General features: G+C 62.7%; 25 protein-coding genes. 9 read left to right on the forward strand and 16 right to left on the reverse strand.

What is annotated here, in order from left to right; translation table 11 throughout:
- Positions 1-544 precede the first annotated feature (544 nt).
- The 9 genes from AC1D1J_RS00005 to AC1D1J_RS00045 all read right to left on the reverse strand — a co-directional run bounded on the left by AC1D1J_RS00005 (position 545) and on the right by AC1D1J_RS00045 (position 11689).
- Positions 545-3643: an efflux RND transporter permease subunit gene (locus AC1D1J_RS00005; RefSeq protein WP_477693532.1), complete on the reverse strand. Its 3099-nt coding sequence runs from the start codon at positions 3641-3643 to the stop codon at positions 545-547.
- A 78-nt stretch (positions 3644-3721) separates the two neighbouring features.
- Positions 3722-5284, reverse strand: a complete 1563-nt coding sequence (locus AC1D1J_RS00010) for an efflux RND transporter periplasmic adaptor subunit (RefSeq protein ID WP_477693533.1) — start codon at positions 5282-5284, stop codon at positions 3722-3724.
- 310 nt (positions 5285-5594) lie between these two features.
- Positions 5595-6518: a ribokinase gene (locus tag AC1D1J_RS00015; protein ID WP_477686574.1), complete on the reverse strand. Its 924-nt coding sequence runs from the start codon at positions 6516-6518 to the stop codon at positions 5595-5597.
- Between the two features lie 185 nt (positions 6519-6703).
- On the reverse strand, positions 6704-8002 hold the full coding sequence (locus AC1D1J_RS00020; RefSeq protein WP_457278706.1) for a TRAP transporter large permease: 1299 nt from the start codon (positions 8000-8002) through the stop codon (positions 6704-6706).
- Complete coding sequence (locus AC1D1J_RS00025) at positions 7999-8478, reverse strand: TRAP transporter small permease (RefSeq protein WP_457278705.1); 480 nt, start codon at positions 8476-8478, stop codon at positions 7999-8001. The genes AC1D1J_RS00020 and AC1D1J_RS00025 overlap by 4 nt, the downstream gene beginning before the upstream one ends.
- A gap of 27 nt (positions 8479-8505) precedes the next feature.
- Entirely contained in the window at positions 8506-9522 is a 1017-nt protein-coding gene (locus AC1D1J_RS00030; protein WP_477686573.1) for a sialic acid TRAP transporter substrate-binding protein SiaP, read from the reverse strand.
- A 71-nt stretch (positions 9523-9593) separates the two neighbouring features.
- The gene (locus AC1D1J_RS00035) at positions 9594-10526 is read right to left on the reverse strand and encodes a dihydrodipicolinate synthase family protein (RefSeq protein ID WP_477686572.1); all 933 of its coding nucleotides are present in this window, start codon (positions 10524-10526) and stop codon (positions 9594-9596) included.
- Positions 10523-11239: a GntR family transcriptional regulator gene (locus tag AC1D1J_RS00040; protein ID WP_457278702.1), complete on the reverse strand. Its 717-nt coding sequence runs from the start codon at positions 11237-11239 to the stop codon at positions 10523-10525. The genes AC1D1J_RS00035 and AC1D1J_RS00040 overlap by 4 nt, the downstream gene beginning before the upstream one ends.
- A 3-nt stretch (positions 11240-11242) precedes the next feature.
- The gene (locus AC1D1J_RS00045) at positions 11243-11689 is read right to left on the reverse strand and encodes an RbsD/FucU family protein (protein WP_477689010.1); all 447 of its coding nucleotides are present in this window, start codon (positions 11687-11689) and stop codon (positions 11243-11245) included.
- Between the two features lie 155 nt (positions 11690-11844).
- On the opposite strand from AC1D1J_RS00045, the gene AC1D1J_RS00050 reads away from it, so the two are divergent.
- From AC1D1J_RS00050 to AC1D1J_RS00060, 3 genes are read left to right on the forward strand one after another with little or no spacing between them, the layout of a single operon-like run.
- The gene (locus AC1D1J_RS00050; RefSeq protein WP_477693534.1) at positions 11845-12843 is read left to right on the forward strand and encodes an aldo/keto reductase; all 999 of its coding nucleotides are present in this window, start codon (positions 11845-11847) and stop codon (positions 12841-12843) included.
- On the forward strand, positions 12840-13676 hold the full coding sequence (locus AC1D1J_RS00055; RefSeq protein ID WP_477693535.1) for an amidohydrolase family protein: 837 nt from the start codon (positions 12840-12842) through the stop codon (positions 13674-13676). Before AC1D1J_RS00050 ends, AC1D1J_RS00055 begins: the two co-directional genes overlap by 4 nt.
- Before the next feature lie 58 nt (positions 13677-13734).
- On the forward strand, positions 13735-14262 hold the full coding sequence (locus tag AC1D1J_RS00060) for a GNAT family N-acetyltransferase (protein ID WP_477694446.1): 528 nt from the start codon (positions 13735-13737) through the stop codon (positions 14260-14262).
- 102 nt (positions 14263-14364) lie between these two features.
- Here AC1D1J_RS00060 and AC1D1J_RS00065 read toward each other — a convergent pair whose 3' ends face one another.
- The 6 genes from AC1D1J_RS00065 to AC1D1J_RS00090 all read right to left on the reverse strand — a co-directional run bounded on the left by AC1D1J_RS00065 (position 14365) and on the right by AC1D1J_RS00090 (position 18906).
- Positions 14365-14892, reverse strand: a complete 528-nt coding sequence (locus tag AC1D1J_RS00065) for a hypothetical protein (protein ID WP_477693536.1) — start codon at positions 14890-14892, stop codon at positions 14365-14367.
- 191 nt (positions 14893-15083) lie between these two features.
- On the reverse strand, positions 15084-15998 hold the full coding sequence (locus tag AC1D1J_RS00070) for a hypothetical protein (RefSeq protein WP_457278697.1): 915 nt from the start codon (positions 15996-15998) through the stop codon (positions 15084-15086).
- Between the two features lie 6 nt (positions 15999-16004).
- The gene (locus AC1D1J_RS00075) at positions 16005-17255 is read right to left on the reverse strand and encodes an MFS transporter (RefSeq protein ID WP_477693537.1); all 1251 of its coding nucleotides are present in this window, start codon (positions 17253-17255) and stop codon (positions 16005-16007) included.
- A gap of 46 nt (positions 17256-17301) precedes the next feature.
- The gene (locus AC1D1J_RS00080; protein ID WP_477694447.1) at positions 17302-17955 is read right to left on the reverse strand and encodes an aquaporin; all 654 of its coding nucleotides are present in this window, start codon (positions 17953-17955) and stop codon (positions 17302-17304) included.
- Positions 17956-18014: 59 nt separating this feature from the next.
- A complete protein-coding gene (locus AC1D1J_RS00085) occupies positions 18015-18467 on the reverse strand; it encodes an ArsI/CadI family heavy metal resistance metalloenzyme (RefSeq protein WP_477686564.1) in 453 nt (150 codons plus the stop codon).
- 76 nt (positions 18468-18543) lie between these two features.
- Positions 18544-18906, reverse strand: a complete 363-nt coding sequence (locus AC1D1J_RS00090) for an ArsR/SmtB family transcription factor (protein WP_477693538.1) — start codon at positions 18904-18906, stop codon at positions 18544-18546.
- Between the two features lie 62 nt (positions 18907-18968).
- Here AC1D1J_RS00090 and arsC point away from each other — a divergent pair, with 62 nt between their 5' ends.
- The 3 genes from arsC to AC1D1J_RS00105 all read left to right on the forward strand — a co-directional run bounded on the left by arsC (position 18969) and on the right by AC1D1J_RS00105 (position 20545).
- Positions 18969-19403: an arsenate reductase (glutaredoxin) gene (arsC, locus tag AC1D1J_RS00095; RefSeq protein ID WP_477686562.1), complete on the forward strand. Its 435-nt coding sequence runs from the start codon at positions 18969-18971 to the stop codon at positions 19401-19403.
- A gap of 337 nt (positions 19404-19740) precedes the next feature.
- Positions 19741-20106 (forward strand): RNA recognition motif domain-containing protein, encoded by a 366-nt coding sequence (locus AC1D1J_RS00100; protein WP_477657925.1) that lies wholly within the window; start codon positions 19741-19743, stop codon positions 20104-20106.
- 208 nt (positions 20107-20314) lie between these two features.
- Positions 20315-20545: a hypothetical protein gene (locus tag AC1D1J_RS00105; RefSeq protein WP_477693539.1), complete on the forward strand. Its 231-nt coding sequence runs from the start codon at positions 20315-20317 to the stop codon at positions 20543-20545.
- Positions 20546-20635: 90 nt separating this feature from the next.
- Here the strand turns inward: AC1D1J_RS00105 and AC1D1J_RS00110 are convergent, their stop codons facing one another.
- Positions 20636-21514: a LysR family transcriptional regulator gene (locus AC1D1J_RS00110; RefSeq protein WP_477693540.1), complete on the reverse strand. Its 879-nt coding sequence runs from the start codon at positions 21512-21514 to the stop codon at positions 20636-20638.
- Positions 21515-21628: 114 nt separating this feature from the next.
- Here AC1D1J_RS00110 and AC1D1J_RS00115 point away from each other — a divergent pair, with 114 nt between their 5' ends.
- The 3 genes from AC1D1J_RS00115 (at position 21629) to AC1D1J_RS00125 (ending at position 23685) form a co-directional block, all read left to right on the forward strand.
- Complete coding sequence (locus tag AC1D1J_RS00115) at positions 21629-22078, forward strand: VOC family protein (protein ID WP_477693541.1); 450 nt, start codon at positions 21629-21631, stop codon at positions 22076-22078.
- Positions 22079-22085: 7 nt separating this feature from the next.
- Complete coding sequence (locus AC1D1J_RS00120) at positions 22086-23000, forward strand: amino acid ABC transporter substrate-binding protein (protein ID WP_477693542.1); 915 nt, start codon at positions 22086-22088, stop codon at positions 22998-23000.
- A gap of 94 nt (positions 23001-23094) precedes the next feature.
- Positions 23095-23685, forward strand: coding sequence for a flavin reductase family protein (locus AC1D1J_RS00125; RefSeq protein ID WP_477693543.1), 591 nt, complete (start codon positions 23095-23097; stop codon positions 23683-23685).
- The last annotated feature ends 20 nt before the right edge of the window (positions 23686-23705 follow it).

The raw sequence follows: 23705 nt of genomic DNA on the forward strand, positions 1-23705 counted from the left end.
AAGAAAAGGCGACCCTGGTTCCTGCGTCCCCTGCGCTTCGCTACGGGGCAACCTGCGGTGCTCGGCTCAGGCGGGGTCTCGCTCGAACTCGCCTTCGGCTCAGACAATCGCGATCCCTGATCCGCCTGAGCCTGCGCTCCTCGGCGCATACACAAGGGGCAATCGGGAGCGGGGACCAATACCGACAAGGACACGCCATGGCGAGTACTTGTTTCTTCAGGTATTCGTTTTTCTGTCTTAGGCTGTTTGGTATTCGGTATTTCGGAATTGGTATTCCTGTCCCCAACCCCTTGTGGATGCGCCGAGGAGCGGAGGTTCAGACGGATCAGGGCAAAAACTTGTTTGAGCCGAAGGCGAGTTGTTTTTGACCCCGGCTGGACCGAGCACCGCAGGTTGCCCGTAGCGCAGCGTAGGGACGCAGGAACCAGGGTCGCCTTTTTTTTGCTTACTTTTCTTTGGCGAAGCAAAGAAAAGTGAGTCGCCTGCCGGGCGACCCCGGCCCCGGCACTCAAGCCAACCCCGCGGTACGGACCATAAAGAAGTCTCACGCAGAAACCTCCTTCCCCTTCTTCCCAAACCTCCGCCCCAACCGGTCAAACGCCAGATAAATCACGGGCGTCGTAAATAGCGTCAACACCTGACTCACAATCAACCCGCCAAAAATCGCCAACCCCAGAGGCCTCCGCAATTCAGCGCCTTCGCCGAAGCCCAGCATCAGAGGCACAGCAGCAAACAGCGCCGCCAGTGTTGTCATCAGGATGGGCCGGAAGCGCAGCAGCGCGGCCTGGTGAATGGCGTCCTGCGGTGACTTGTCCTGGTTGCGTTCGGCGTCGATCGCGAAGTCAATCATCATGATGGCGTTCTTCTTCACGATGCCGATCAGCAGGATGATGCCAATGATGCCGATCACCCCAAGGCCTGACCCGCTGATCATCAGCGCCAGCAGCGCGCCCACGCCGGCGGAGGGCAGGGTCGAGAGGATCGTCAGCGGGTGGATGTAGCTTTCATACAGCACACCCAGCACGATGTAGACGCAGATCACGGCCGCCAGGATGAGCCAGAGCTGGTTGGACAGCGAGGCCTGGTAGGCACCCGCCGCGCCCAGAAAGGTCATGGTCACGCTGGCGGGCATGGCGATGTCTTTGGCGGCCAGCCGGATCTCGTCGACCGCCTTGCCCAGCGAGACGCCGGGTGCCGTGTCAAAACCCAGTGTGGTGGCCGGGTATTGGGCCACGCGGGTAACCTGCAGCGGGGCCGCTTGCTCCGTGATGGTGGCGATGGCTGATAGCGGTGTTGGCGTGCCGGAGCCGGTTTTGAGTTGCAGGCTGCCCAGCGATGCCGGCGTGCGCAAGGAGTCAGGCATGGCTTCGAGGATCACGCGGTACTGGTTGGTCTCGGTGAAGATGGTCGAGACAATGCGCTGGCCGAAAGCGCTGTAAAGCGCATCGTCAATGGACGAGGTCGTGACGGCCAGGCGCGACGCGGTGTCGCGGTCTACCGTGATGTAGGCCCCCGCGCCGCTGGAGCCCGCATCGGACGACACGTTGCGCAGGCTTTCGAGCTGCCGCATGCGCTGCGTGAGCTTGTTGGCCCATTCGACTACGGTGGCGTTGTTCGAGCCTTCGAGCGATACGCGGAACTGCGTGGGCCCGGTTTCAGCGTCGATGGTCAGGTCTTGCGTGGGTTGAAGGTAGAGCGTGACCCCGGCCACCGCGGCGGCCCTGCGCTGTAGCCGGTCCATGGTTTCCTGCTGGCTGCCGGTGCGCTCTTTTTTCAGATTGATCAGCATGCGGCCGGTGTGCAGCATGGTGTTGTTGGCTGCGTCCACGCCAATGAAGGAGCTCAGTGTTTCGACGTCGGGGTCTTCCAGGATGGCCTTGGCCGTGGCTTGCTGCAGCGCGGCCATGCGGTCATAGGACACCGATTGCGCGGTTTCCACGCGAGCCTGCAGCTGGCCGGTGTCCTGCGTCGGGAACAGGCCCTTGGGGATCAGTACATACAGCAACACCGTGAGCAGCAGGGTGGCCAGTGCCACCAGCAGCGTGGCGCCCTGGCGTTTGAGCACCCAGGTGAGCCACACGTCGTAGCGCGCGATCACGCCGTCAAAAAAACGCTGGAGCCGCGCGCCCGCCTGGGCCAGCCGGCCTTCGCCCGCCGTTTCCGGCACGTGCTTGAGCCATCTCGCCGACATCATGGGCACGAGGGTGAGCGACACCACGGCCGAGATCAGGATGGTGATGGCCAGCGTCACGGCAAACTCGCGGAACAGCCGGCCGACCACATCGCCCATGAACAGCAGCGGAATCAGCACCGCGATCAGCGACACCGTCAGCGAAATGATGGTGAACCCGATCTGCGTCGCACCCTTGAGGGCTGCGGCCATCGGTTCTTCGCCTTCCTCGATGTAGCGCGAGATGTTTTCGATCATCACGATTGCATCGTCCACCACAAAGCCGGTGGCGATTGTGAGCGCCATCAGGCTCAGGTTGTTGAGGCTGTAGCCCAGCAGGTACATCAGGCCGCAGGTGCCGACGAGTGAAATCGGCACGGCCAGGCTGGCGATCACGGTGGCGCGCAAGCTGTGCAGGAAAGCAAAGATCACCAGCACGACCAGCACCACGGCCAGAAGCAGTTCAATCTCGACATGCATCACCGAGGCGCGTATGCCGGTCGTGCGGTCGCTCAGCACATCGACCCTGAGGGAGGTGGGCAGGCCGGCCTGCAGTTCGGGCAGGCGTGCCTTGATGGCATCCACCGTGGCAATGACGTTGGCGCCGGGCTGGCGCTGCACATTGAGGATGATGGCTGGCTTCAGACCAGACCATGCGCCCAGTTTGATGTTCTCGGCGCTGTCCACGACCTGTGCCACGTCGGACACGCGCACCGCCGCACCGTTGCGAAAGGCAATGATGAGGTTTTTGTAGTCGGCCGCGGCGACCAGCTGGTCGTTGGAGTTGATTGAATAGGACCGCGTGGGTCCGTCGATGCTGCCCTTGGCGCCGTTGGCATTGGCTGCGGAGATCGCTGTGCGCAGTGAATCAAGCCCGAGGCCGTAGGAAGCCAGCGCCCGCGTGTCGGCCTGGATGCGCACCGCGGGGCGCTGCCCGCCGCTGAGCGACACCAGCCCCACGCCATTGACCTGGCTGATCTTCAGGGCCAGCCGGGTGTTGACGATGTTTTGCACCTCCGTCAGCGGCATGGTGTCGGACGTGATGGCCAGTGTCAGCACCGGGGCATCCGCCGGGTTGACCTTGGCATAGAGGGGCGGGGCGGGCAGGTCAGCCGGCAACAGGGAGCCGCCCGCGTTGATGGCGGCCTGCACCTGCTGCTCGGCGACGTCCAGTGCCAGGCCCAGGCCGAACTGCAGCGTGACGATGGAGACACCGGCGGCGCTGGTGGAGCTCATGCGAGAGAGGCCGGCCATCTGGCCGAACTGGCGTTCCAGCGGCGCTGTCACGGTCTGCGCCATCACTTCCGGGCTCGCGCCGGGATACAGCGTCTGCACCTGGATGGTGGGGTAATCGACCTGCGGCAGGGCCGACAGCGGCAAAAATTTGAAACCCACGAGGCCGGCCAGCACAATGGCCACCATCAGCAGCGAAGTGGCCACCGGGCGCAGGATAAACGGGCGTGAGGGGCTCATTCAATAACCTTCGTGCTTCGCACTGCGATGCTATTCGCCTTGGGAACGGCCCGGCGGCTCATTCTTGAGAGTCCCGGGTCATTGCGCTGGCCGTTCGCCCTGGCGGCGGTCCTTCATGCCTTGCCAGCGTGCCAGGGCTTCCGGGTCGCCTTTGTCGATTTGCTCCAGGAAGCGCTTGCGGCGTTCCAGCGCGGCCGGGTCGTCCTTGACCTGGTTGAGCATGCGCTGGCGCTGCTCGGCCGTGGGGCCGGCAATGGAAGGCGGCGCGGCGCCGGGCTGCAGTGCCGCTGCCGGGGAAGGTGCCGCTGCCGGTGCGCTGCCGGCGGTGTCAGATGCGGGGCGCTGGCGCCCGGCCGCGGAAGCGCCGCCGCCCGGTGCACTGGCGCCGCGGCGCTTGCCGCCCATGCCGGCGCCGGGCGCGTCGCCCGGCAGCACCACACTGGCGCCGTCCTTCAGGCGGTCGGCGCCTTCGGTGATCACGCGCTCGCCGGCCTTCAGCCCGGAGGTGATCACGATTTTTTCGGCTGTGGCCTGGCCGCGCTGCACCGGCCGCAGGGACACCGTACGGTCGGCGGCGTTCAGCACATAAACGTAGTCGCCGGTGCTGCCCAGGCGTACGGCGGTGACGGGCACCACCACCGCGTCTTCCAGTGTCTTGACCTGCAGCTGTATGTTCACGAACTGGCTGGGGAACAGCGTGAGCTTGCTGTTGGCAAAGCGCGCCTTGGCCCGTACGGTGCCGGTGGTGGTGTCCACCTGGTTATCGAGCGAGGCAAAAACGCCGGTATCAAGTGTGGCGGTGCGCGTGCGGTCCAGCGCAACGACTTTCATGGCAGTGCTGCCGCCGGCGTTCTGTTGCAGCTCGCCCGCCCGGTCCTGCGGGATGGAGAAGACCACGTCAATCGGGCTGACCTGGGTAATCAGCGCAATGCCGTTGGTGTCGCTGTTGCTCACCACATTGCCGACGTCTACGGTGCGCAGGCCCACGCGCCCGCTGACGGGCGCGACCACGCGGGTGTAGCCCAGGTTGAGCCGCGCCGTGCCTTCGTTGGCCTTGTCAATGACGACCGTGCCTTCAAGCTGCTTGACGAGCGCGGCCTGCGTGTCCACATCCTGGCGGGCAATCGAGTCCTGTTCCAGCAGGGTCCTGAACCGCTGCAGGGTGACGCGGGCGCTGTCGAGCTGGGCCTCGTCGCGCTGGCGCTGGCCGACGGCCTGCATCAGCGCCATCTCAAACTGGCGCGGGTCGATGGTGGCCAGCAGTTCACCGGCCTTGACCATCTGGCCTTCCTTGAACAAAACCTTTTCCATCACGCCGGAAACCTGTGGGCGCACCCTGACGGTGGCCTGGGGCGTGACGGTGCCCAGGGCTTCCAGGACGATCGGGATACTGGCCTTCTCGGCGGTGGCGACACCCACCGTGGTGGCCGGTGCACCGCGCCTGAAGGCTCCGCCCGGACCGCCCGGGCCGCCGCCCGTCGGGGTGTCTGCGGAAGGATGGGTCAGGTGCCAGGCCAGCCAGCCGGTGCCGGCCAGTGCCAGCACGGCGATCACGCTACCGATGATGGACGCGCGGCGGCTCAGTCGTTTACGGGATGGGGTAGGGGCGCCGCTTTCCGGCGTCTCGGCTTTCGGGTCCATCAGCTGTCCTTGGTGCCCGCTGCGCCAGACGGGCCGGCGCAGCATTTTTTTGTGTTTGATGGTGATTCATGCGCCGGCAGCCAAAGCCCTCGGACCCACCTGACGGCGCTCAATAATTATCACTGCAAGCCTTGGGGGCGCAGATAAAGCGCCTGAAAGAGGCGCGTAAATATCCGGTAAAGCGGCGATTGGCCTACACGACTTCGGGCAATAACAGGCGCGGGGCCTGAGTTTGCCGGTTGCTATCGTTTTAATAGCTGCTTGCGCCCGATACTATTAGGCTGCAGCCATTCTTGCCAGGTAGCGGTGTTTAGCCCAGCAGCGCCGCCGCTTCGGCGAAGGACGGCATGCCGTCGATGGCACCGTGCCGTGTGACCGACAGTGCGGCAGCTGCATTGGCCCACTGCATGGCAGCAGGCAGCAGCTCTCCGCGTGCGAGCGCAGCGGCCAGCGCGCCGGTGAAGGTGTCGCCCGCGCCTATGGTGTCGCGCACTGCCATGGGGCGGCCCGGCAGTGAAATGGGCGGCTTGCCGGCCTGGAAGAGCCGGCAGCCGTCAGCGCCCAGCGTGACGAGCACGGCGCGTGTACCGCGGTTGAGCAACTGCAGGGCTGCGTCGTCCACCGAACCGGCATGCGCTGCACCGGCCAGCAGGTAGAGTTCGTTTTCATTGGGCGTGAGCACATCGACCACCGCCAGCAGCTCGTCAGGCAGCGGGCGAGCAGGCGCGGGGTTCAGGATGGTGATGGCCCCTGCGCCGCGGGCCAGGCGAAACGCCTCCAGCGTGGCGTCTGCAGGCACCTCGCACGAAGCCATCACGACACGGCAAGCGCCCAGCACCTGCTGCGCGGCCTGCGCATGCCGCGCGGCCAGGCCTTTGCCGGCACCGGGATACACCGCAATGCTGTTGTCACCGTCCTCGTAGACGAGAATTTGCGCAACACCGCTGCGCTCACCGGCTACCTGCTCGACGTGTGTGGTGACGATGCCTTCCTCATGCCAGAGCTTCATGCCCATGCGACCGAAATCGTCGTCGCCGATACGGGCAATGAGTGCCACACGCGCACCCTGGCGGGCAGCGGCCACTGCCGCATTGCTGCCCTTGCCGCCCGGGCTGATGCTGAAATCGGTGGCCATCAGCGTTTCACCGCGCGCGATGGGCCGCTCGACGCGGGAGATAAGGTCAGCGTTCCAGCTGGCAACGCAAACGACCTCGGCATTCAATTCGTCATTCATATTGCAATATCAGAGGTGAAGAGAATCCCAAAAACCGAGAGACGCCGCGGAACCGGCTTTGCCGGGCCGCTAGCGTCGCCCCTCGAGGGGAAGGCGCCGCAGGTGCCTCGGGGGGAGTCATTTTCTCCGGGCCGCTGGCGTCGCCCCCTTGAGGGTGGAGGCGCCGCAGGCGCTTCGGGGGTGGATCATTTCCCGCCATAGCCCATTGTTTGTGGCAGCCACAGCACGATCTGCGGAAAGCACGTCATGGCCAGCAACAGCAGCAGCAGCATGACGAGGAAAGGCCAGCCTTCCTTCATCATTTCGCCGATGGGAATGCCGGTAAGGGCTTTCGTCACGAACAGCAGCATGCCGAAAGGCGGGTGGATCAGGCCGATCATCATGTTGAGCACCACCAGCACGCCGAAGTGCACCAGGTCCACGCCCAGCAGCTTGGCCGCGGGCAGCAGCATGGGCACAAACACCAGTAGCAGCACCGAAACATCGAGGAAGCAGCCCAGCACCAGGAACATGACGTTCACCATCAGCAAAAAGCCGATCTGCGAGAAGTGCATGCTGTCGACCCACGCGGCCATGGCCTGCGGCACGCCTTCGGCGGTGAAGGCGTAGTTGAGCATGAAGGAGCCGGCCAGGATCATGGTGATCACCGCGCTGGCGCGTGTGGATTCCATGACCACGACCCAGAAGCTGCGCCACGTCAATGCGCGGAACACCAGCGCCGCCAGGATCAATGCATGCAGCGCGGCCACGGCGGCGGCTTCGGTCGGCGTGAAGATGCCGGAGTAAATGCCGCCCAGCAGCACGATGGGCATGGACAACGGCAGCGCACCACGGAAGATCAGGCCGGCCCATTCCGAGCGTGGCACAGGTTCGTCGCGTGGCATGTTGCGCTTTTTCGCGATGACCGCGACCACGCCCATCATCAGCCCGGCCATCAGGAAGCCCGGCACCACGCCGCCCAGGAAGAGCGCGCCGACCGAAGCGCCCGACACCAGCGCGTAAATCACCATGGGGATCGACGGCGGGATGATGGGGCCCAGCGTGGCGCTGGCCACCACCACCGCGCCGGCAAAGCCGCGCGTGTATTCCGGTTTTTTCAGCATCTGGCGAATCGTGACCAGGCCGGGACCGGCCGCGTCGGCGATTGCACTGCCGCTCATGCCCGAGAAAATCACGCTGACCAAAATGTCCACCTGCGCCAGGCCGCCGCGAAAGCGGCCCACCAGGATGCGGCAGAAGTCAAAAATCCGTTCACTGACCGTGCCCGCGTTCATGATGTTGGCGGCGAACACAAAAAGCGGCACCGCCAGCAGCACGTAGCTGTTGTAAAGGCCGTTGCCGATCTGCTCGGCCACCAGGCCGATGTCCTGTCCCTTGACCACGAGGTAGCCGATGCCCGCCGCGATCATCGAAAAACCGATGGGCATGCGCAGCAGCATGCCGCCCGCCAGTACCCCAACCAATACCCAGATAGCGCTTGTCATATCCGCAGCTCCGCTTCAAGACCCTTGCCCCGGATCGCGTTCCAGATCGCCCAGGCCGAGCGCACCGCCAGAGCAGCAAGCAGCAGCACAAAAGGCATGAAAACCCATTGGAAAGACACGCCCAGCACGGGCGTTCCTTCGCGGGCCATGAAGTGCACATAGTCCCAGCAGCCCGGAATGCCCCAAGCCGCCAGGCCACCCACGATCAGGTTGCCGGTAATCGCCATGGCCTGTCGGCCACGGTAGGGCATGTTGTTCCAGACCAGGTCGAACACCACGTGCTCGCGCTCGGGTACCACCACGGCGGCCGCCCACAGGATGACCCAGACATAGAGGATCACGGCTGCCTCATCCGTCCAGGCCAGCGGCTTGTTGAAGAAAAACCGCGCCGTGATCTGGATCACGAACACGATGAACAGGGTCAGGAAGAGTCCGCCGCCAATCAGATTGGCGGTTTTTTGGAGCCAGCTTTTCATGGTTGTTTTCAGGGAACTCTGCAGGAATTACTTCGTGCTGTTGATGCGCTCAAGCAGGCCTTTGGGCCACGCCTTGGCGTACTCGGAGTTCTGGTAAGTCGTCTGCACCGTCTTGCGGAAAGCGTCCACATCGGGTGTCGTAACGGTCAGGCCTTCCTTCTTGAAGAATTCGACGAGCTGGCCTTCTTCCTTGATGCGGTTTTCATTGTTGTAGGCGGAAGCAGCCTGTGCAGCGGCCTTGACCTTGGTTTTTTGCGTCGCGTTCATGGCGTTGTAAGCCTTGTTCGAAATCGCAATGAAGATGCCGTCCACCAGATGGCTGGTCAGCACGATCTGCTTGGTCACTTCATAGAATTTCGCCGCGCGCACGGAGGGCAGGGGGTTGTCCTGGCCGTCGATGGTGCCGGTCTTCAGGCCCAGGTAAACCTCGCCAAAGGCCAGCGGTGTGGGCGTGGCGCCCAGTGCCTCACCCAGGAACAACCATTCCTTGGAACCGGGCATGCGCAGCTTCACGCCCTTGAGGTCTGCAGGAACCTTGACGTTGCGGGCCTCACGCAGGTTGACCTGGCGTGTGCCGAGGTACACGGTGGACAGCGGCGTCACTTCCATTTTCTCGGAGACCAGCTTGAACATCTCGGTGCCGATGGGGCCGTTGAACACCTTTTGCTGGTGGTCCGGGTCGCGCACGATGTAGCCAGCCGTGAAGATCGAGAATTCGGGAACCAGCTTGGCGATGTCAAAAGCGGAAATCGATGACAGCTCAAGGTTGCCGCGCGCCATGGCGGCGGGCTCTGTGCCCTGCTTGAAGAGCGATGCATTCAGGTTGATCTGCACGTCGAACTCGCCGGGCGCGCTTTTTTCAAGGTTCTCCTTGAAGACGGTCCACATCTTGGCGTGCCAGTCATCCGGCACGGCCGGCGTGGAAACGCGCAGCACGACCTTGTTCTGTGCCTGTGCGGCGGGCAGCAGGGCGCCCATCAGCAGCACGGCGGAAGCGGTGCCCAGCAGGCTGCGGCGGAAAATACCTTTGAGGGAAGCTGTCATGTTGTCTCCTTACTTTGTCGTTAAGTCGCGTGAAATTATCGAAACCGTACCGGGACCAGCCCGGCGTGGCGTCACTCGGATTTTGTATTAATCCCGAAGGCGCTGATGGTTTTTTCCAGCGCCGTGTATTCGTCGGCAGTCAAAGCCACCAGCGGTGCGCGCACGCGCAGCCAGGTTTTGTCTCCGCTCAGCATGGCCATGATCCCCTTGAGTGCGGGCATCAGTGAATAGGGGCCCAGCATGCCGATGAGCTCGACAACGCGTTCCCGCTCGGCGGGCGTGGTGGGGGCGTCGGGCTCTGTGACAAGCCGCTTGACCAGGCGCGGCATGAAATTGGCCAGGCCGCTGATGGCGCCGGTGCTGCCGCGGCGGCCCATCTCCGGCAGGTCGGGCTCGAACCCGACATACACCGTCATCTCCTTCATGAACGCATCGGACAGGCCGACCGAATGTGCGGTGGTGCAGGCGCTGTCCTTGATGCCCACGATGGTGTCCGGGTACTGCTTCTTGAGCGTGCTGATCACATGGTGCGACAGCGGCACACCGGTGACCTGGGGGATGTGATACAGGTACAGCTTGAAGGGCGTGCCGGCCATGGCGTCGATCACATAGCGGTAGCTGTCGATGATGCCCTGGTCAGACACGCCCTTGAGGAAAAATGGCGGCAGCATCAGGCAGCCGTGCACTCCCGCCTTGACGGCGTGGCGCGTCAGCTCCAGCGTTTCGGGCAGGGCGGCGCAGCTGGTTGACACCATGATCTGCGCGGCCGGGATGCCATTTTTGATGAGTTGGTCAATGGCTTCCTTGCGCTCGGCCAGGGAAAAAGACGGTCCTTCGCCAGTGGTGCCGAAAGCGGTCACACCGGGGCAACCGCTGGCGATCAGCGCCTTGCAATGGGCTGCGAATTTTGCGTGGTCAATGTTCAGGTCGGCAGTGAGTGGCGTCAGCAGGGCGGGCCAGATACCGCGAAACGATTTTTCGGCGGCGGGGAAAGAACTCGTCATTCAGGGGTCTCCAAAGACCACGGCATATCGGGCCGCGGCAGTCCTAGCACACGTCGGTGCGCGCTTTCAATATGGTGGCTCAGGCGTTCGATCACGGCAGGCGCGTCGCGCCGCTTGAGGGCGTCGATAAACCAGAGGTGCTCTTCCATGGCTGGAATCAGCACGTCGGGTGAAAGGGTCGAGCCTTCGAGCTTGATCAGTCGCACGCGCAGGCTGTTGATGCGGTAGACCTCGGAGATCAGCTCATTGCCCAGTGCGTCGATCATCAGGTCGTGCAGGCCCCAATCCACCGCGGTGGCGTCCTTGAGCAGGCTGTCGTCAATGGCCTTTTTCCGCGCACGCTTGACGATGTTCAGGTGCGCCTGCTCGATGGCTGCGAGGTCTGCGTCCGACACGGTGGTGACAAAGCGGGTGGCGGCCTCGCGCTCCAGCAGGCGGCGCAGCTGAAAGGCGTTGTTGATCAGCTTGAGGTCCACGTGGGCGACCTGCAGGCCGCGCTGCGGCACGGTCTTGAGCAAGCCCTCGGCCTCCAGGCGGGGAATGAGCTCACGCACGGCACCCAGCGGCATACCCAGCAGCTGCATCAGTTCGCGCTGCGAAACAAACTGCCCGGGGCGAATGTTGGCATCGACGATCTGCTGCTGAAAGCTCTCATAGGCCTGCGCACGCAGGCTGATGGGCGGGGCGTGAGGCGCTTGCGCCGTACTGCTCATGGGTCAGCCCGCGTCGCTGGATATGACGCCCTTGCGCAGCAGGATGTTGCCGTACTTGCGCTGCTCGCCCGTCTGCAGGATCAGGAAGGCGGCTTCGGTGCGCGCATAAAACTCAAACCGTTCCAGCGTGGCGGCGGGCCGCTCGGCCGCCTGGGCCAGCAGCGCGGAAAATTCGGCGACAGGGGCGGGCACAGCGCCGGCATCACCCACCACCTGCATCGTCCAGGCAACGTCGCGCACGTAGCTGTCCAGCGGCAGAAGTTGCAGCACGGCCTGCAATGCCTGCGGCGACGTGACACCCGCCAGCTGCACCAGCCGGGCGCCGCCCCGGGCCGCCACGGCAGCGGCTGGAAAGTTGGCGTCCACGATGGCGACGTCATCCCCATGGCCCATGCTGCAGAGTCCATGCAGTGCGTCAGGGATCAACAGTGGCGGAATATTCTTGAGCATGCGTTGGGGCTGAGGTATTGAAAGGCAATGGCCCAGATCCGCCCGGCTTTTCAGGCTGCGGGTTTCTCCGGGTTGGATGACTGACATGTTAGCTATAACATTGCTGAACTTTTATTGGTGTTTACCCGGAACTGCGGCTTTGCCGGCATGTTGAAATGACTTCCACCTCTTCCAGTCCCACATCCCTTCGGCTCGGGCTCGGCGGTGCGCCGCTGGGGAACCTGTTTTCGGCCGTCAGCAACGAAGAGGCGAGGGCACTGGTGGATGCCGCCTGGGCCGGCGGCTGCCGCAGTTTTGACACGGCACCGCATTACGGCCATGGGCTGTCGGAACGGCGGCTGGGCGATGCGCTGCGCGGGCAGCCTCGGGACAGCTTCACGCTTTCCAGCAAGGTGGGCCGCATCCTGACGCCCGACGGGCATGCCGCGACCGCCCAGCACGGCTATGTCGACATCCTGCCTTTTAACCAGCATTGGGACTTTAGTGCTGGGGGTACGCGCCGCAGCGTGGAAGACAGCCTCCAGCGGCTGGGCATGTCCCGGCTCGACAGCGTCTACATTCACGATCCGGACGCCCAAACCCATGGCGCCGACGCGGGGGCCGTGCTGCGCCAGCTGATCGATGAAACGCTGCCTGCGCTGCAGCAATTGAAGCGTGAAGGCCTCGTGCGCGCCATCGGGCTGGGCACCAATGATGTCGGCGTCGTACTGGACGTATTGCGCGAAGCCGATCTGGATGTGCTTATGCTGGCCGGCCGTTACAGCCTGCTGGACCACAGTGCGCTCCCTGTTTTGCTGCCGCAGTGCCTGGCGCGCGGCGTGCGCATCGCGCTGGGTGGTGCATTTAACTCGGGCATTCTCGCCACCGGGACGCGCGGCGGCGCTGCAACTTTCAACTACGCGCCGGCCGCACGCGAATGGCTGGAGCGGACGGCGAAAATTGAAGGGGTTTGTGAAGCGCACGGTGTTCCACTGCGCGCCGCTGCGCTGCAGTTTCCGCTGGCACACCCGGCCGTGCACAGCCTCATGCTGGGTGCCCGCAAAGCCGGCGAATGGACGGACGCCGTGGCCATGATGGCGCACCCCATCCCGCCGGAGTTCTGGACAGCGCTGCGCACGCAGGGCCTGCTGCCCGCCGAGGTGCTGACGCCATGACATCGTTTCCGGTGATTGACGCGCACTTTCATTGCTGGCAGCTGGCGCGTGATGACTACGGCTGGCTGACACCGGAGCTGGCGCCGATCTACCGCGATGTGGCCGTGAAGGACTGGCAGGCGCAGTCTGCGCCATTGGGTGTGCGGGGCGGCGTGCTGGTGCAGGCCGCAGCCACTGAAGCCGAAACACATTTTTTGCTGACGCAGGCCGATGCGAGCCCCGGTGTGCTGGGTGTGGTCGGCTGGGTGGACATGCTGGCGCCCGACGCACCTGCCCGCATAGCGGCGCTGGCCCGCCACCCCCGGCTCAAGGGACTGCGCCCGATGCTGCAGGACATTGCCGATACACAATGGATATTGCAGCCTGCGCTGGCGCCGGCCCTGCAGGCGATGGTGGAATGCGGCCTGGTGTTCGATGCGCTGGTCAAGCCTGTGCACCTGCCGCATATCGTGACACTGGCGCGCCGGCACCCGGATTTGCGCATGGTGATAGACCATGCCGCCAAACCCGACATCGCTGCGGGCCAATGGCAGCCCTGGGCCGACGACATGCTGCGCATTGCCGGTGAGACACAGGCCTACTGCAAACTGTCGGGCCTGATGACCGAGGCCGGGCCGAAGCCGGCTGCCGGCGCTGTCACGCGCTGGGCCAAGCGCGTGCTCAAAAGTTTTGGTGAGCAGCGTGTGGTGTGGGGCAGTGACTGGCCCGTGCTGGAGCTGGCCGGAAGTTATGCGCAGTGGTGGGGCGAGACGCAACAATTGCTTGCGCCGCTCGACGTAGCGAGCCAGGCGGCCGTCATGGGCGGCAACGCCAAAGAGTTGTACTCGCTTTAAATCCCGGTTTTGCGCTCTGTCTTTGTGCGCCGTCTTTAGAATCACCCGATTGTCTGCACTGAAAGCGCATCGCGTGACCGAATCCTCCAACCCTTCCGAAAGCCCGCTGCAGGTTTGCCGCGCCGATTATCAAAACCCCGTGCATGCCGCTGCTATCGTGCAATTGCTCGACGCCTATGCGCAAGACCCGGCCGGCGGCGGCAAGCCGCTCAGCGATTTCGCCAAAGACAATCTCGTCAGTGAACTCGCCAAACGCCCGCAGGCCTTCAGCGTGCTGGCCTTTAGCGGCGACAAGGCTGTCGGCCTCATCAACTGCATTGAAGGTTTCTCCACCTTCGCCTGCCGCCCGCTCGTCAACATCCATGACGTGGCTGTGCTGCCCGGCCACCGTGGCCAGCGTATCGGCGAGAGAATGCTTGCGCTGGTGGACGAGATTTCACGCGAACGCGGCGCCTGCAAACTGACGCTGGAAGTGCTGCAGGGCAACCGCAGCGCTATCAAGCTTTATGAACGCATCGGCTTTGCCGGCTACCAGCTGGACCCGGCCATGGGCCAGGCGCAGTTTTTCCAGAAGTGGCTGAAGTGAATATTTCAGGCGCCTTGGTCGCCCGCATCGGACGGATCCCGCGGCAACATCAGCACCGCAAAAGCCACCAGACCCAGCGCCGTTGAAAATCTGATCGTGTCCTCACTTGGTCGGGTCTGCGGCCGCCTTCCTGGGGCCAACCTGCCACAGCACGCCGAACGAAATCAGTCCCCCAAGCACCGGCAACAGAAGAGGCAGAAGACCGAACACGGCCCAACTGCGACCAAACGATGCAGCTGCGTGGCCCAACTGAACGTGAAAGACGGCGAAGAGCACCAGCATCGCAGTTAAGCGATAGGACGCGTACTCTTTGCCCACCGACTCAGGGAATAGGAAAACGCAAGCCAGCATCAGCATGAAGGTCCAACGTGCCCATTGGAGACTGTGCCCCGTCGTGGCGCCAGGAACCAGCGCAGCGGCGGGATCAGTTGCCGCATCGGAGGAAGCCATTCGGGTGGGCCCGGCTCCATCCGTCAGCTTGTCGCGCCGCTCTTTCATGTAACTGTGGATGAACACCGTCCCGATGAACGCCAGCAGCAGGCCCCACGTAATTCCGCCTACACCACCGATAGCGGTCGCCAAGGCCGCAAAGAGGACGATGAAAACAAGGGTACGCGCAAGCATGTTCATAAGAGTCGCTTCGGTCAATAGAGTGATCGTGAAGCCGCTACCAGTGTGTGAGGCCTCTGCCGGCTTTTGGCCGATAGCCGCCATCTTACTGAGGTCCGGCTCGGGCCCAAAGCGGGCTTCTCGCTCGCTGATTACAGACTCGGCTTTGGCGCGACGAGTCTTCGCTCGCGCCAAAGCCGACTGAATTTCGCCTAACAATCAGGTATGACTTCATTCGTCTTTGCGACAAATTCGTAGACGAACTGAGAGCCGCTTGTGGCGGTCCTCAATCTCAGTCTTGCTGTCGTCAGTGCCGGAAGGACATCGGTTGCCGGATCAGTGTGGGTCTGGCGGTTCTTACGCAAGACGACCCGAATCTTCGGAGCGTCGGCAGGGACCTCTTGAATCGGGAGGTCTCTGCCGTGACTCAATCCATACCAAAACTGCGACTTGGACGGTTCGCTTTCCACCGATACTGGTGGCAACCAGTTAGAGAACTTGTCGGCGGAAACGATTGACGGTAGCCTGAACCAAAAGGTGGGCGCGCTGGCCCCGGGCTCAATATCCGCATTTAGCAAAGCGACTCTAATCGCCACGTAGTTTCTGGCCGGGTATCCGTAGCCCTTCTCATACACAGGCTGCCCACTGATTGTGGAGTCCTCGACGGGGACGAATCCAGCGCCAAAACTGAATCCCCCGTCCCTGTTCAGTGCCTCTCCGAAGCTAATTCCGTAACTTCTAACCGATCGCGGATCATTTACCACCCTGGGGTCGTCGAAGGGCGCGGCACGTCGAATTGTCTTTGGTGCGAGCTCCAGTTGCTGCTTCGAATACCTTGTGAACATTGGATGATTCTCAAGTTGATCGAGCTCAAGATCGTTGAAGTAGATTCGCTTGCCCGGAACGCACACCTGAACTCTGACTTCTGGCTCTGCCTGAGGGGTAGTTCCCTGCGATTGAGCGTTCGTGGCGCACCCCAGTGTCATGCTGAGCACCAGCACTCCTGCATGGTGAGCCCAATTTTTGGGCGCGAAGGTCATGCGATCCGCGAATCCCTGATCGAATTTTTCTTTGCCTCGCATGCGTTTGCCCTTGGTGAATGTCCGCTTCTGAGTGATCGTGGACATGCTAGCTCAATCTCTGTGCCGGGCTGTTGCAGAGGAAGGGTCTTGCAGCGCCATCAGCGCCGCAAACGCCACCAGCCCCAGCGCCGCTGAGAACCACAGCGCGCCGCTGCCAAAACGGCCAAGGGCCAGCCCAAACAACCAAGGTGCTGTTGCTTGCGCAAAGCGGGCCGGCACCATCAACAAACCCTGGCGCGCGCCGTAATCCCGTACGCCGAACAGCACCAGCGGCAGCGTGCCCTTGGCAATCGTCAGCACGCCATTGCCGGCGCCGTGCAGCACGGTGAACACCGCCCCTGCCGGAATTCCAAAAAAAAGGAACACCATCGCGCCCAGCGTGTGCAGGCTGCCGGCCACCCGCGCCGACACCAGCGGGTGGATGTTGCGCAACAGGCCGTATTCGAGCAGCCGGCCCGCAACCTGTGCAGGGCCGACCAGCCCGGCAAAGACCAGTGCCGTAGCCAGTGGCACGCCGTGCGCCTGCAGCAGCCGGGGCAGGTGCGCGGCCATGGCGGTGCTGATGAACCAGGTGACGGCAAACACGAGTGCCAGCAGGAATGCCGTGCGGGTGGGGGTTGAGGAAGGAACGGAAGCGGTGGAGGCTGACAGTGTGGATGCGGCATGCGGCGTGGATACCTCGGGCTGGCCAGCACTCGGGTGAACTTCGGAAGGAAGGCCTGCTGTGGGCGATGCCGGAAGCCGCCAGTTCAGTGGCAATCCGACCAGCAAATGCAGCGCGGCCCAAACCAGGCAGGCCGTGCGCCAGCCCCACTCCAGCTCCAGCCAGGTCGACAGGGGCCAGCCTACGGTGCTGGCGAAACCGGCAAACAGGGTGATGCCGGTGATGGCGCCGCGCGCATCCTTGCCGTACAGGTGCACCAGCGCGGCAAACGCTGCTTCATAAAGCCCCGCGGCCATGGCCACACCCATGATCACCCAACCGGCAAACAGGCCCACCGGCCCCTGCGCCATCGCAAGCACCACCAGCCCAGCGGCAAAAACCAGACTGTTCGCGGCCAGCACCGGCCTTCCGCCATGCCGGTCAATGGCCTTGCCCGCAGCCGGGCCCAGCAATGCGGAGACCACCAGCGCGGCAGAAAAAGCGGCAAACACCGTGGGCGTGCTGACGCCGAGGTCGCGTGCCATGGGCACCGCCAGAATTGCCGGCAGGTAGTAGCTGGAGGCCCACGCCAGTGTTTGGGCGATGCCCAGCTGGACGATGGTGGCGGTGCGGCTTGTCGTTTTCGGTGTCACAACCACAAGAGTACCAAGGACGGACGCGGCGCCTTGATTCGCCGCCTGCGTTTCAGCCTTGGCTCACGGCCTGCTGCCGGCCGAGCGCATGGTGCAGGGCGACGCCCGCCAACGCACCGGCAGCCTGGGCAGCCACAAAGCCCGCTGCACTAGCGGGCGCGATGCCGGCAAAACTGTCTGACAACATGCGTCCCAGCACGGCGGCCGGGTTGGCAAACGAGGTGCTGGCGGTGAACCAGTACGCTGCGCCGATGTAGCAGGCGACCAGCGCCGGCGCTTTGGCCGCAGGGGCACGCAGCACGACAAAAATCAATCCGCCCGTGGCGACCGCTTCGGCCAGCCACTGGCCCCAGCCGCTGCGCAGTTTGGTGCTGAACTGCAGCACGCTCATGTCAAACATGGCGTGTGCCAGCCAGGCCCCTGCTACGGCGCCCAGCAATTGAAGTGCTATGAAAAGAATAGCTGCTTGCGCCCGTCTCTTATGGTTCGCAGGGCCTTTTGACCACATAACAAGGGTGACCAGCGGATTGAAGTGCGCGCCACTGACGGGCCCGAGCAGCTCGATCAGCACGTACAGCGCCCACACGGTGGCCAGTGTGTTGGCCAGCAGGGCCACACCCATGTTGCCGCCGCTCAGGCGTTCGGCCATGATGCCCGAGCCGATGACGGCGCAGAGCAGGGCAGCGGTGCCGATGAATTCCGCCAGCGCCTGACGCGCGAGCGGGGGCGCGTCAGGGGGGCGGGGTGCCTCCGCTACGGCAGGGCTTAACAGCACGCCGCTTTTGTGCTGGAAGCTGCGCCGGCGGGCGCGGCGCAGCAGGCCTTGCCGGCGGCGGGCTTGGCTTCGCTGAACACTGGAATGCTGTCCAGCGTATGGAACTGCTCCCAGGCGATGCCTTGCGGGTCGGTCAGCCAGTATTTGTCGCTGCGGGCGTAGCAGCAGGTGGTGGGGCCTTCGTCCAGCAGCGTCATGTCGGCGCGGGTGGCGCTGGCTTTCAGGGCCTGCAGCTCTTCGGGCCTGTCGACCTGAATGCCCAGATGGTCTACGCCGGGCGCACTTCCCCGGGTAGAGATGGCAAAGTTGACCGGCGGGTCGCTGAGCATCCACTTGGCATAGTCGGCTTCGGTGCGGGCCGGCTGCTGGTCAAACATGGCCGAGTAAAAGGCTATGTTCTTTTCGAGGTCTGTCACGTGGACGTGGACATGGAAGCGTTTCATGGAGCTCTCCTTGGGTGGTTGTGTTGGCTTGGATCTGTGCGTGATGGAGGTGGTGGCGTGCAATCGCGTAGGGTGTTCAGCAGTTGCTGCAATCGGCCTTGGTGGCTACCTCGCAAGCGCCGCCTTCACAGCAATGCTCTGTCAGGTAGCCGAGCAGCGCATTCATTTGCCCGAAGTTGGCGCGGTAGATCAGGTTGCGCCCGCGCGCCTCGCTGCTGACGAGGCCGGCGTGTGAAAGTTCTTTGAGGTGAAAAGACAGCGCGCTGGGCGCTACGCCCAGCTGCTCGGCCATCGTGCCCGGCGTCAACCCCTCGGGTCCGGCGACGACGAGGGCGCGGAACGCGCGCAGGCGCTGGGCTTGCGCCAGCGCTGCCAGTGCCTTCACGGCAGAACCTTCTTCAAGCGGCGGAAAATCAAGGTTTGGGATTAATGTTTCCATAATTCAAATATAATTGAATTATTGAATCGATGCAACCAATCCCTTTTTCAGGAGTGAAACATATGCCTTCCGCCGTCACGATTTACCACAACCCCCAATGCGGCACGTCGCGCAATGTGCTGGCGCTGATACGTAATGCCGGCATCGAACCCGAGGTCATCGAATACCTGAAAACCCCGCCTACGCGTGAGAAGCTGCGGGAGCTGGTTGCGCAAATGGCGGTGCCGCTGCGAGAGGTAATCCGGGAAAAGGAATCCGTCTACAAGGATCTGGGCCTGGACGATGCCACGCTGGCCGACGAAGCCCTGATCGACGCGATGCTGGCCCATCCCATCCTGATCAACCGGCCCATCGTCGTTACGCCGTTGGGCACGCGCCTGTGCCGGCCTTCGGAAGCCGTGCTGGACATCCTGCCCACGCCACAGCGGGGTGCGTTCAGCAAGGAAGACGGTGAACAGGTCGTCAATGACAAAGGGGAGCGTGTGGCGGGCCGTTGAGCTTCCCGTCCTTGGCGCAACGCAGTCCGGGCCGTCCGACTGCTCGGCCGGTTGCACGGTCTGTCCATGGTCATGCATAGGCGGCAATGTCGTCTTTTCGGTCATTTCCGCTGTTTAACCGGGGGAATGGGCACCTGATTTGACAAATGCTGCGCTTATAGGCACAAGAATGCTGGTGCCACCGCGTTTCCTCACGCATAATCGGGAGGTGCGGCTGCCATTGCATTCGCACAGGTTAGGTGATCGGTCAGTTTCGCGCGCTACGGCGGTACTTTTTAGGTTTGTTGTGCTTTCGGGACCCCATCGCTTTTGTTTTATGTATTTTTGAGGAGTCCCCATGGGCAATAAACTTTACGTCGGCAATCTGCCATACACGGTCCGCGACGAAGACCTGCAACAATCTTTCGGCCAATACGGCTCTGTCTCCAGCGCCAAAGTCATGATGGAACGCGACACCGGTCGCTCCAAAGGTTTTGGCTTTGTCGAAATGGGCAACGATGCCGAAGCACAAGCTGCAATTTCCGGCATGAACGGCCAGTCGCTCGGCGGCCGCAGCATCACCGTGAATGAAGCGCGTCCAATGGAAGCACGTCCTCCACGTAGCGGCGGCTTCGGCGGCGGCGGTGGTGGCGGCTACGGTGGTGGCGATCGTTCCGGCGGTGGCGGCTACGGCGGCGGCGGTGGTGGTCGCGGCGGCTACTAAGCCCTGCAAACCCCGTCAACGGCAGAGATGCCGTTGCCAACCCGCTCTCTCGGCGTTAAGTTGAGAACAGCAAAAAAGGCTTCAGAACTTCGGTTTTGAGGCCTTTTTTCTTTGGGGCTGGGTAATATTTACCTGCGGGCACTTTGCCAGGCGGTCACAACGTTTGCAGTTCACGTGTGCAGGGTGTTTCGTGGCCTAATGCCTCTCTATGAAGGTTCACAAGGTGCACGACGCGACCATCCTCATGATGGGTGACAGTCCTCCACCGGGCGACTTCGACCTATGCATCTATGAGGCAGAAGACGGCGACGGATGGCAAGGCTTTGTTGCCGGGCGCGCCGGGTCGGCCAGTGCCGAATTTCGGCTTGCAAGTGCCTCGGCTACCTATGAAGCCGCACTGGCCAGCTGGATGGAGTCCAACCGGGGTCTCGGCCGATGACCATCTGGACGGCATCTGGCACGACGGTGATGAGCCTCCGGCAGCATCTCCCGGCGCCACAAGCGCTGCCGATCTTGATGGCAAAAAACTTTATGGAACAGGCGGCGACAGGGCCTCGCGAAGACATCTTTCCAGGGCCTGCGTGACGCGCCGGCGGGAACTCATGCCTTTGCGCAGGATGCCGATCTCGCGGTAAAAAGTCTTTTCACCCAGGGAGATTGCGCGCACACCCGGTGGCATGGGCAGGTAGGCCTCCACCATCGGCACCAGCGCAACTCCAAGGCCTTCGGCGACAAGGTTCATCAGGCCCGTGATCTCGTCAAGCTCGATGGAGTCCTGCACCGCCAGTTTGTTCTCGCGCAGGAACCGGGTCACCAGACGCCCGCCGAAAGACGTGCGTTCGTAGCGCAAAAAAGGCTGCGACTGGAGCAATGCGCGCCAGTCCCGCCCTTTGATTTCCTTGCGCACGAGCAACTTGAAGGGTTCGTACATCAAGGTTTGCCAGGTCATTTCCGGCAGGATGCCGAACGGAGGCCGGATCATCACCGCCGCGTCGATCTCAGCACTGTCGAGCTGGTCCATCAGCTTCATGGACACGCCGGGAGCAATGTGAACGGGCAGTTTCGGGTTTTCTTTCCTCAGCGCCGCCAGTGCGCGGGGAAGCACCGAAGACTGAACAGATGCAATGGCGCCGATCCGCAAAGTGCTGGCAAGCTCGTCATCGGTGCCCGCATCGCCCAGTTTGGAGAACAGCAGAACAATCTCTTCGGCACGCGCGAGCACCCTGGCACCCGCTTCGTTGAGCACCGCAGAACGCCGTGTACGGTCAAAGAGCGCGAGCCCGAGGGATTCTTCCAGCCGCTGGATCTGGCTGCTCACGGCGGACTGGGTCAGGCCAATCTGGCCGCCAGCGGCAGAAAAGCCGCCGTAACGCACCACCGCGATCAAGGTTTTCAGTTCGGTAATCACATGGGTTTCCCATTAATTCATCGAAATTATTGATTCTCAGGTTGAATATATATCGTTTTTCAAAGTGCATCAATCGACCTAAAGTGCGGCTTCCACGACTCAAAGAGGCTTTCGATGACCACGCCAAACGCAACCACTCCCGCCAAAGCGCTTCCGCCGTTCCATCTGGCATTCCCCGTCCACGATCTCGCCGTCGCGCGCCAGTTCTACGGTGAACTTCTGGGTTGCCCCGAAGGCCGAAGCTCCAGCGAATGGGTCGATTTCAACTTCTACGGCCACCAGATCGTGGCGCACCTGGCGCCCGACGAGTGTGGCCACCGCCAGACCAGCGCCGTTGACGGCCACAACGTCCCGGTTCGCCACTTCGGCGCGATCCTGTCCCTCCCTGAGTGGGATGTCCTGGCGGCCCGGTTGAAAGCAGCGGGCACGCAGTTCGTCATCGAACCCTACGTCCGTTTCAAGGGTGAGCCCGGTGAACAAGCCACCATGTTTTTTCTCGATCCGTCCGGAAACGCCATCGAGTTCAAAGCCTTCGCCACGCTCGACAGCCTGTTTGCCAAGTGAAGGAAGCATGATGATGAAATGGATGGCCTGTTCAGGCATTGCTGCTGCGCTCACCCTGGCGGGGGCCTCGGCTACAGCACAACAAATCGACACGCTCAAGAAGATCAAGGAGACGGCAGCCGTCACCATGGGCGTCCGTGAAGCCTCCGGCGCCATGTCCTATACGCTGGGCGCAGGCGAATACACAGGGTTTCATGTAGACATCTGCAAAAGGGTGATCGCGGACATCCAGAAACAGCTGGGCCTGGCGAAGCTGGACGTACGCTTTCAGTCCGTCACCGCGCAAAACCGGATCCCGCTCGTCCAAAACGGCACGGTAGACCTGGAGTGCGGGACAACGACGAACAACGCTGCACGCCAAAAGGACGTTGCCTTCGCGCCGACGCTCTATATTGAAGAAGTCCGGGTCGCCACCAAAACCAGGACCGGAATCACCAGTCTTTCCCAGCTTGCCAACAGGACGGTGTCGGCCACATCTGGCGCCACGGCCGTTCAGCTCATCCGCAAGCACGAACGCGCGGCGGGCGTTGACTTCAAGGAAGTTTATGGCAAGGACAACAGCGAAGGTTTCCTGCTTCTTGAGAACGATCGGGCCGAAGCGTTCGTGGCGGACGGCCAGATCCTGGCTACGATGATTTCGCAGTCAAAACAGCCGAAGAACTATGTGGTGCTGAAAGAAGTCCTGAGCGTCGAGCCGATTGCCATCATGCTACCCAAGGGTGATGCCTCCTTTAAACAGGCGGTGGACGCCAGCATTGCCAGAATGGCGAAAAGCGGTGAGGTCGCAAAGCTCTATGACAAATGGTTTGTCCAGCCCATACCGCCGAACAACACACAGGTAGGCATGCCCGCATCGGAGCTGACCAGGGCGGCATGGGCCAACCTGAGCGACAAGCCGCTGGAAGACTACACGAAGAAGTAGCGAGGAAGAGGGCGAGGGCGAGGGGAGCAGCCCACCCTGAAACGCATCGGGCCCAACATAATCGGCGGCATGAAATGCACCGGGAAGAAATGACATGACACACTTCAAGGAAGTCGCCCTCGCACACGCCAGCCGCCTGATCAACCATGGGCCAACGGTTTTGGTGACGAGCGCGCACGGCACGGCGCGCAACGTGATGGCCGCCGCCTGGTCGATGCCCGTGGAGTTCACGCCGCCTCGCATTGCCATCGTGATCGACAAGAAAACCTATACGCGTGAACTCATCACCGCCAGCGGCGGCTTCGGCATATGCCTTCCATGCACGGCCCTGGCCGGTTTGGCGCATGCGGTCGGCAGTCAGTCCGGCCGCACGGGCGACAAGTTTGCGCAATATGGCTTGAAGGCCCGCACGGGGCCGGTACTCGGCATGCCCGTGCTGGAGGAGGGCTGCGCGGCATGGCTGAAGTGCCGGCTGATCCGCGAGCCGCATACCGAAGATGCGTACGACACCTGCTTTGCGGAAGTGGTCGCTGCCGCCGCCGATGAGCGTGTGTTCCAGCAGGGGCACTGGCGCTTCGGCGACGACAACCTCGATCTGCAGACGATTCATCATCTGGGGGGCGGAAATTTCGTCAGGCCGGCGGGAATGTTTCATGCTGGGGATATGGCGAAAAATATTTCCTGACGTTATCGTCAACCAGGAGT

The sequence above is a fragment of the Polaromonas sp. P1_F8 genome, from assembly GCF_056405635.1.

Bases quoted from the DNA above. Each gene is read 5' to 3' on its own strand.
- AC1D1J_RS00005 (WP_477693532.1), bottom strand. From the start codon at position 3,643: ATGAGCCCCTCACGCCCGTTTATCCTGCGCCCGGTGGCCACTTCGCTG.
- AC1D1J_RS00010 (WP_477693533.1), bottom strand. From the start codon at position 5,284: ATGGACCCGAAAGCCGAGACGCCGGAAAGCGGCGCCCCTACCCCATCC.
- AC1D1J_RS00015 (WP_477686574.1), bottom strand. From the start codon at position 6,518: ATGAATGACGAATTGAATGCCGAGGTCGTTTGCGTTGCCAGCTGGAAC.
- AC1D1J_RS00020 (WP_457278706.1), bottom strand. From the start codon at position 8,002: ATGACAAGCGCTATCTGGGTATTGGTTGGGGTACTGGCGGGCGGCATG.
- AC1D1J_RS00025 (WP_457278705.1), bottom strand. From the start codon at position 8,478: ATGAAAAGCTGGCTCCAAAAAACCGCCAATCTGATTGGCGGCGGACTC.
- AC1D1J_RS00030 (WP_477686573.1), bottom strand. From the start codon at position 9,522: ATGACAGCTTCCCTCAAAGGTATTTTCCGCCGCAGCCTGCTGGGCACC.
- AC1D1J_RS00035 (WP_477686572.1), bottom strand. From the start codon at position 10,526: ATGACGAGTTCTTTCCCCGCCGCCGAAAAATCGTTTCGCGGTATCTGG.
- AC1D1J_RS00040 (WP_457278702.1), bottom strand. From the start codon at position 11,239: ATGAGCAGTACGGCGCAAGCGCCTCACGCCCCGCCCATCAGCCTGCGT.
- AC1D1J_RS00045 (WP_477689010.1), bottom strand. From the start codon at position 11,689: ATGCTCAAGAATATTCCGCCACTGTTGATCCCTGACGCACTGCATGGA.
- AC1D1J_RS00050 (WP_477693534.1), top strand. From the start codon at position 11,845: ATGACTTCCACCTCTTCCAGTCCCACATCCCTTCGGCTCGGGCTCGGC.
- AC1D1J_RS00055 (WP_477693535.1), top strand. From the start codon at position 12,840: ATGACATCGTTTCCGGTGATTGACGCGCACTTTCATTGCTGGCAGCTG.
- AC1D1J_RS00065 (WP_477693536.1), bottom strand. From the start codon at position 14,892: ATGAACATGCTTGCGCGTACCCTTGTTTTCATCGTCCTCTTTGCGGCC.
- AC1D1J_RS00070 (WP_457278697.1), bottom strand. From the start codon at position 15,998: ATGTCCACGATCACTCAGAAGCGGACATTCACCAAGGGCAAACGCATG.
- AC1D1J_RS00085 (WP_477686564.1), bottom strand. From the start codon at position 18,467: ATGAAACGCTTCCATGTCCACGTCCACGTGACAGACCTCGAAAAGAAC.
- AC1D1J_RS00090 (WP_477693538.1), bottom strand. From the start codon at position 18,906: ATGGAAACATTAATCCCAAACCTTGATTTTCCGCCGCTTGAAGAAGGT.
- arsC (WP_477686562.1), top strand. From the start codon at position 18,969: ATGCCTTCCGCCGTCACGATTTACCACAACCCCCAATGCGGCACGTCG.
- AC1D1J_RS00100 (WP_477657925.1), top strand. From the start codon at position 19,741: ATGGGCAATAAACTTTACGTCGGCAATCTGCCATACACGGTCCGCGAC.
- AC1D1J_RS00105 (WP_477693539.1), top strand. From the start codon at position 20,315: ATGAAGGTTCACAAGGTGCACGACGCGACCATCCTCATGATGGGTGAC.
- AC1D1J_RS00115 (WP_477693541.1), top strand. From the start codon at position 21,629: ATGACCACGCCAAACGCAACCACTCCCGCCAAAGCGCTTCCGCCGTTC.
- AC1D1J_RS00120 (WP_477693542.1), top strand. From the start codon at position 22,086: ATGATGATGAAATGGATGGCCTGTTCAGGCATTGCTGCTGCGCTCACC.
- AC1D1J_RS00125 (WP_477693543.1), top strand. From the start codon at position 23,095: ATGACACACTTCAAGGAAGTCGCCCTCGCACACGCCAGCCGCCTGATC.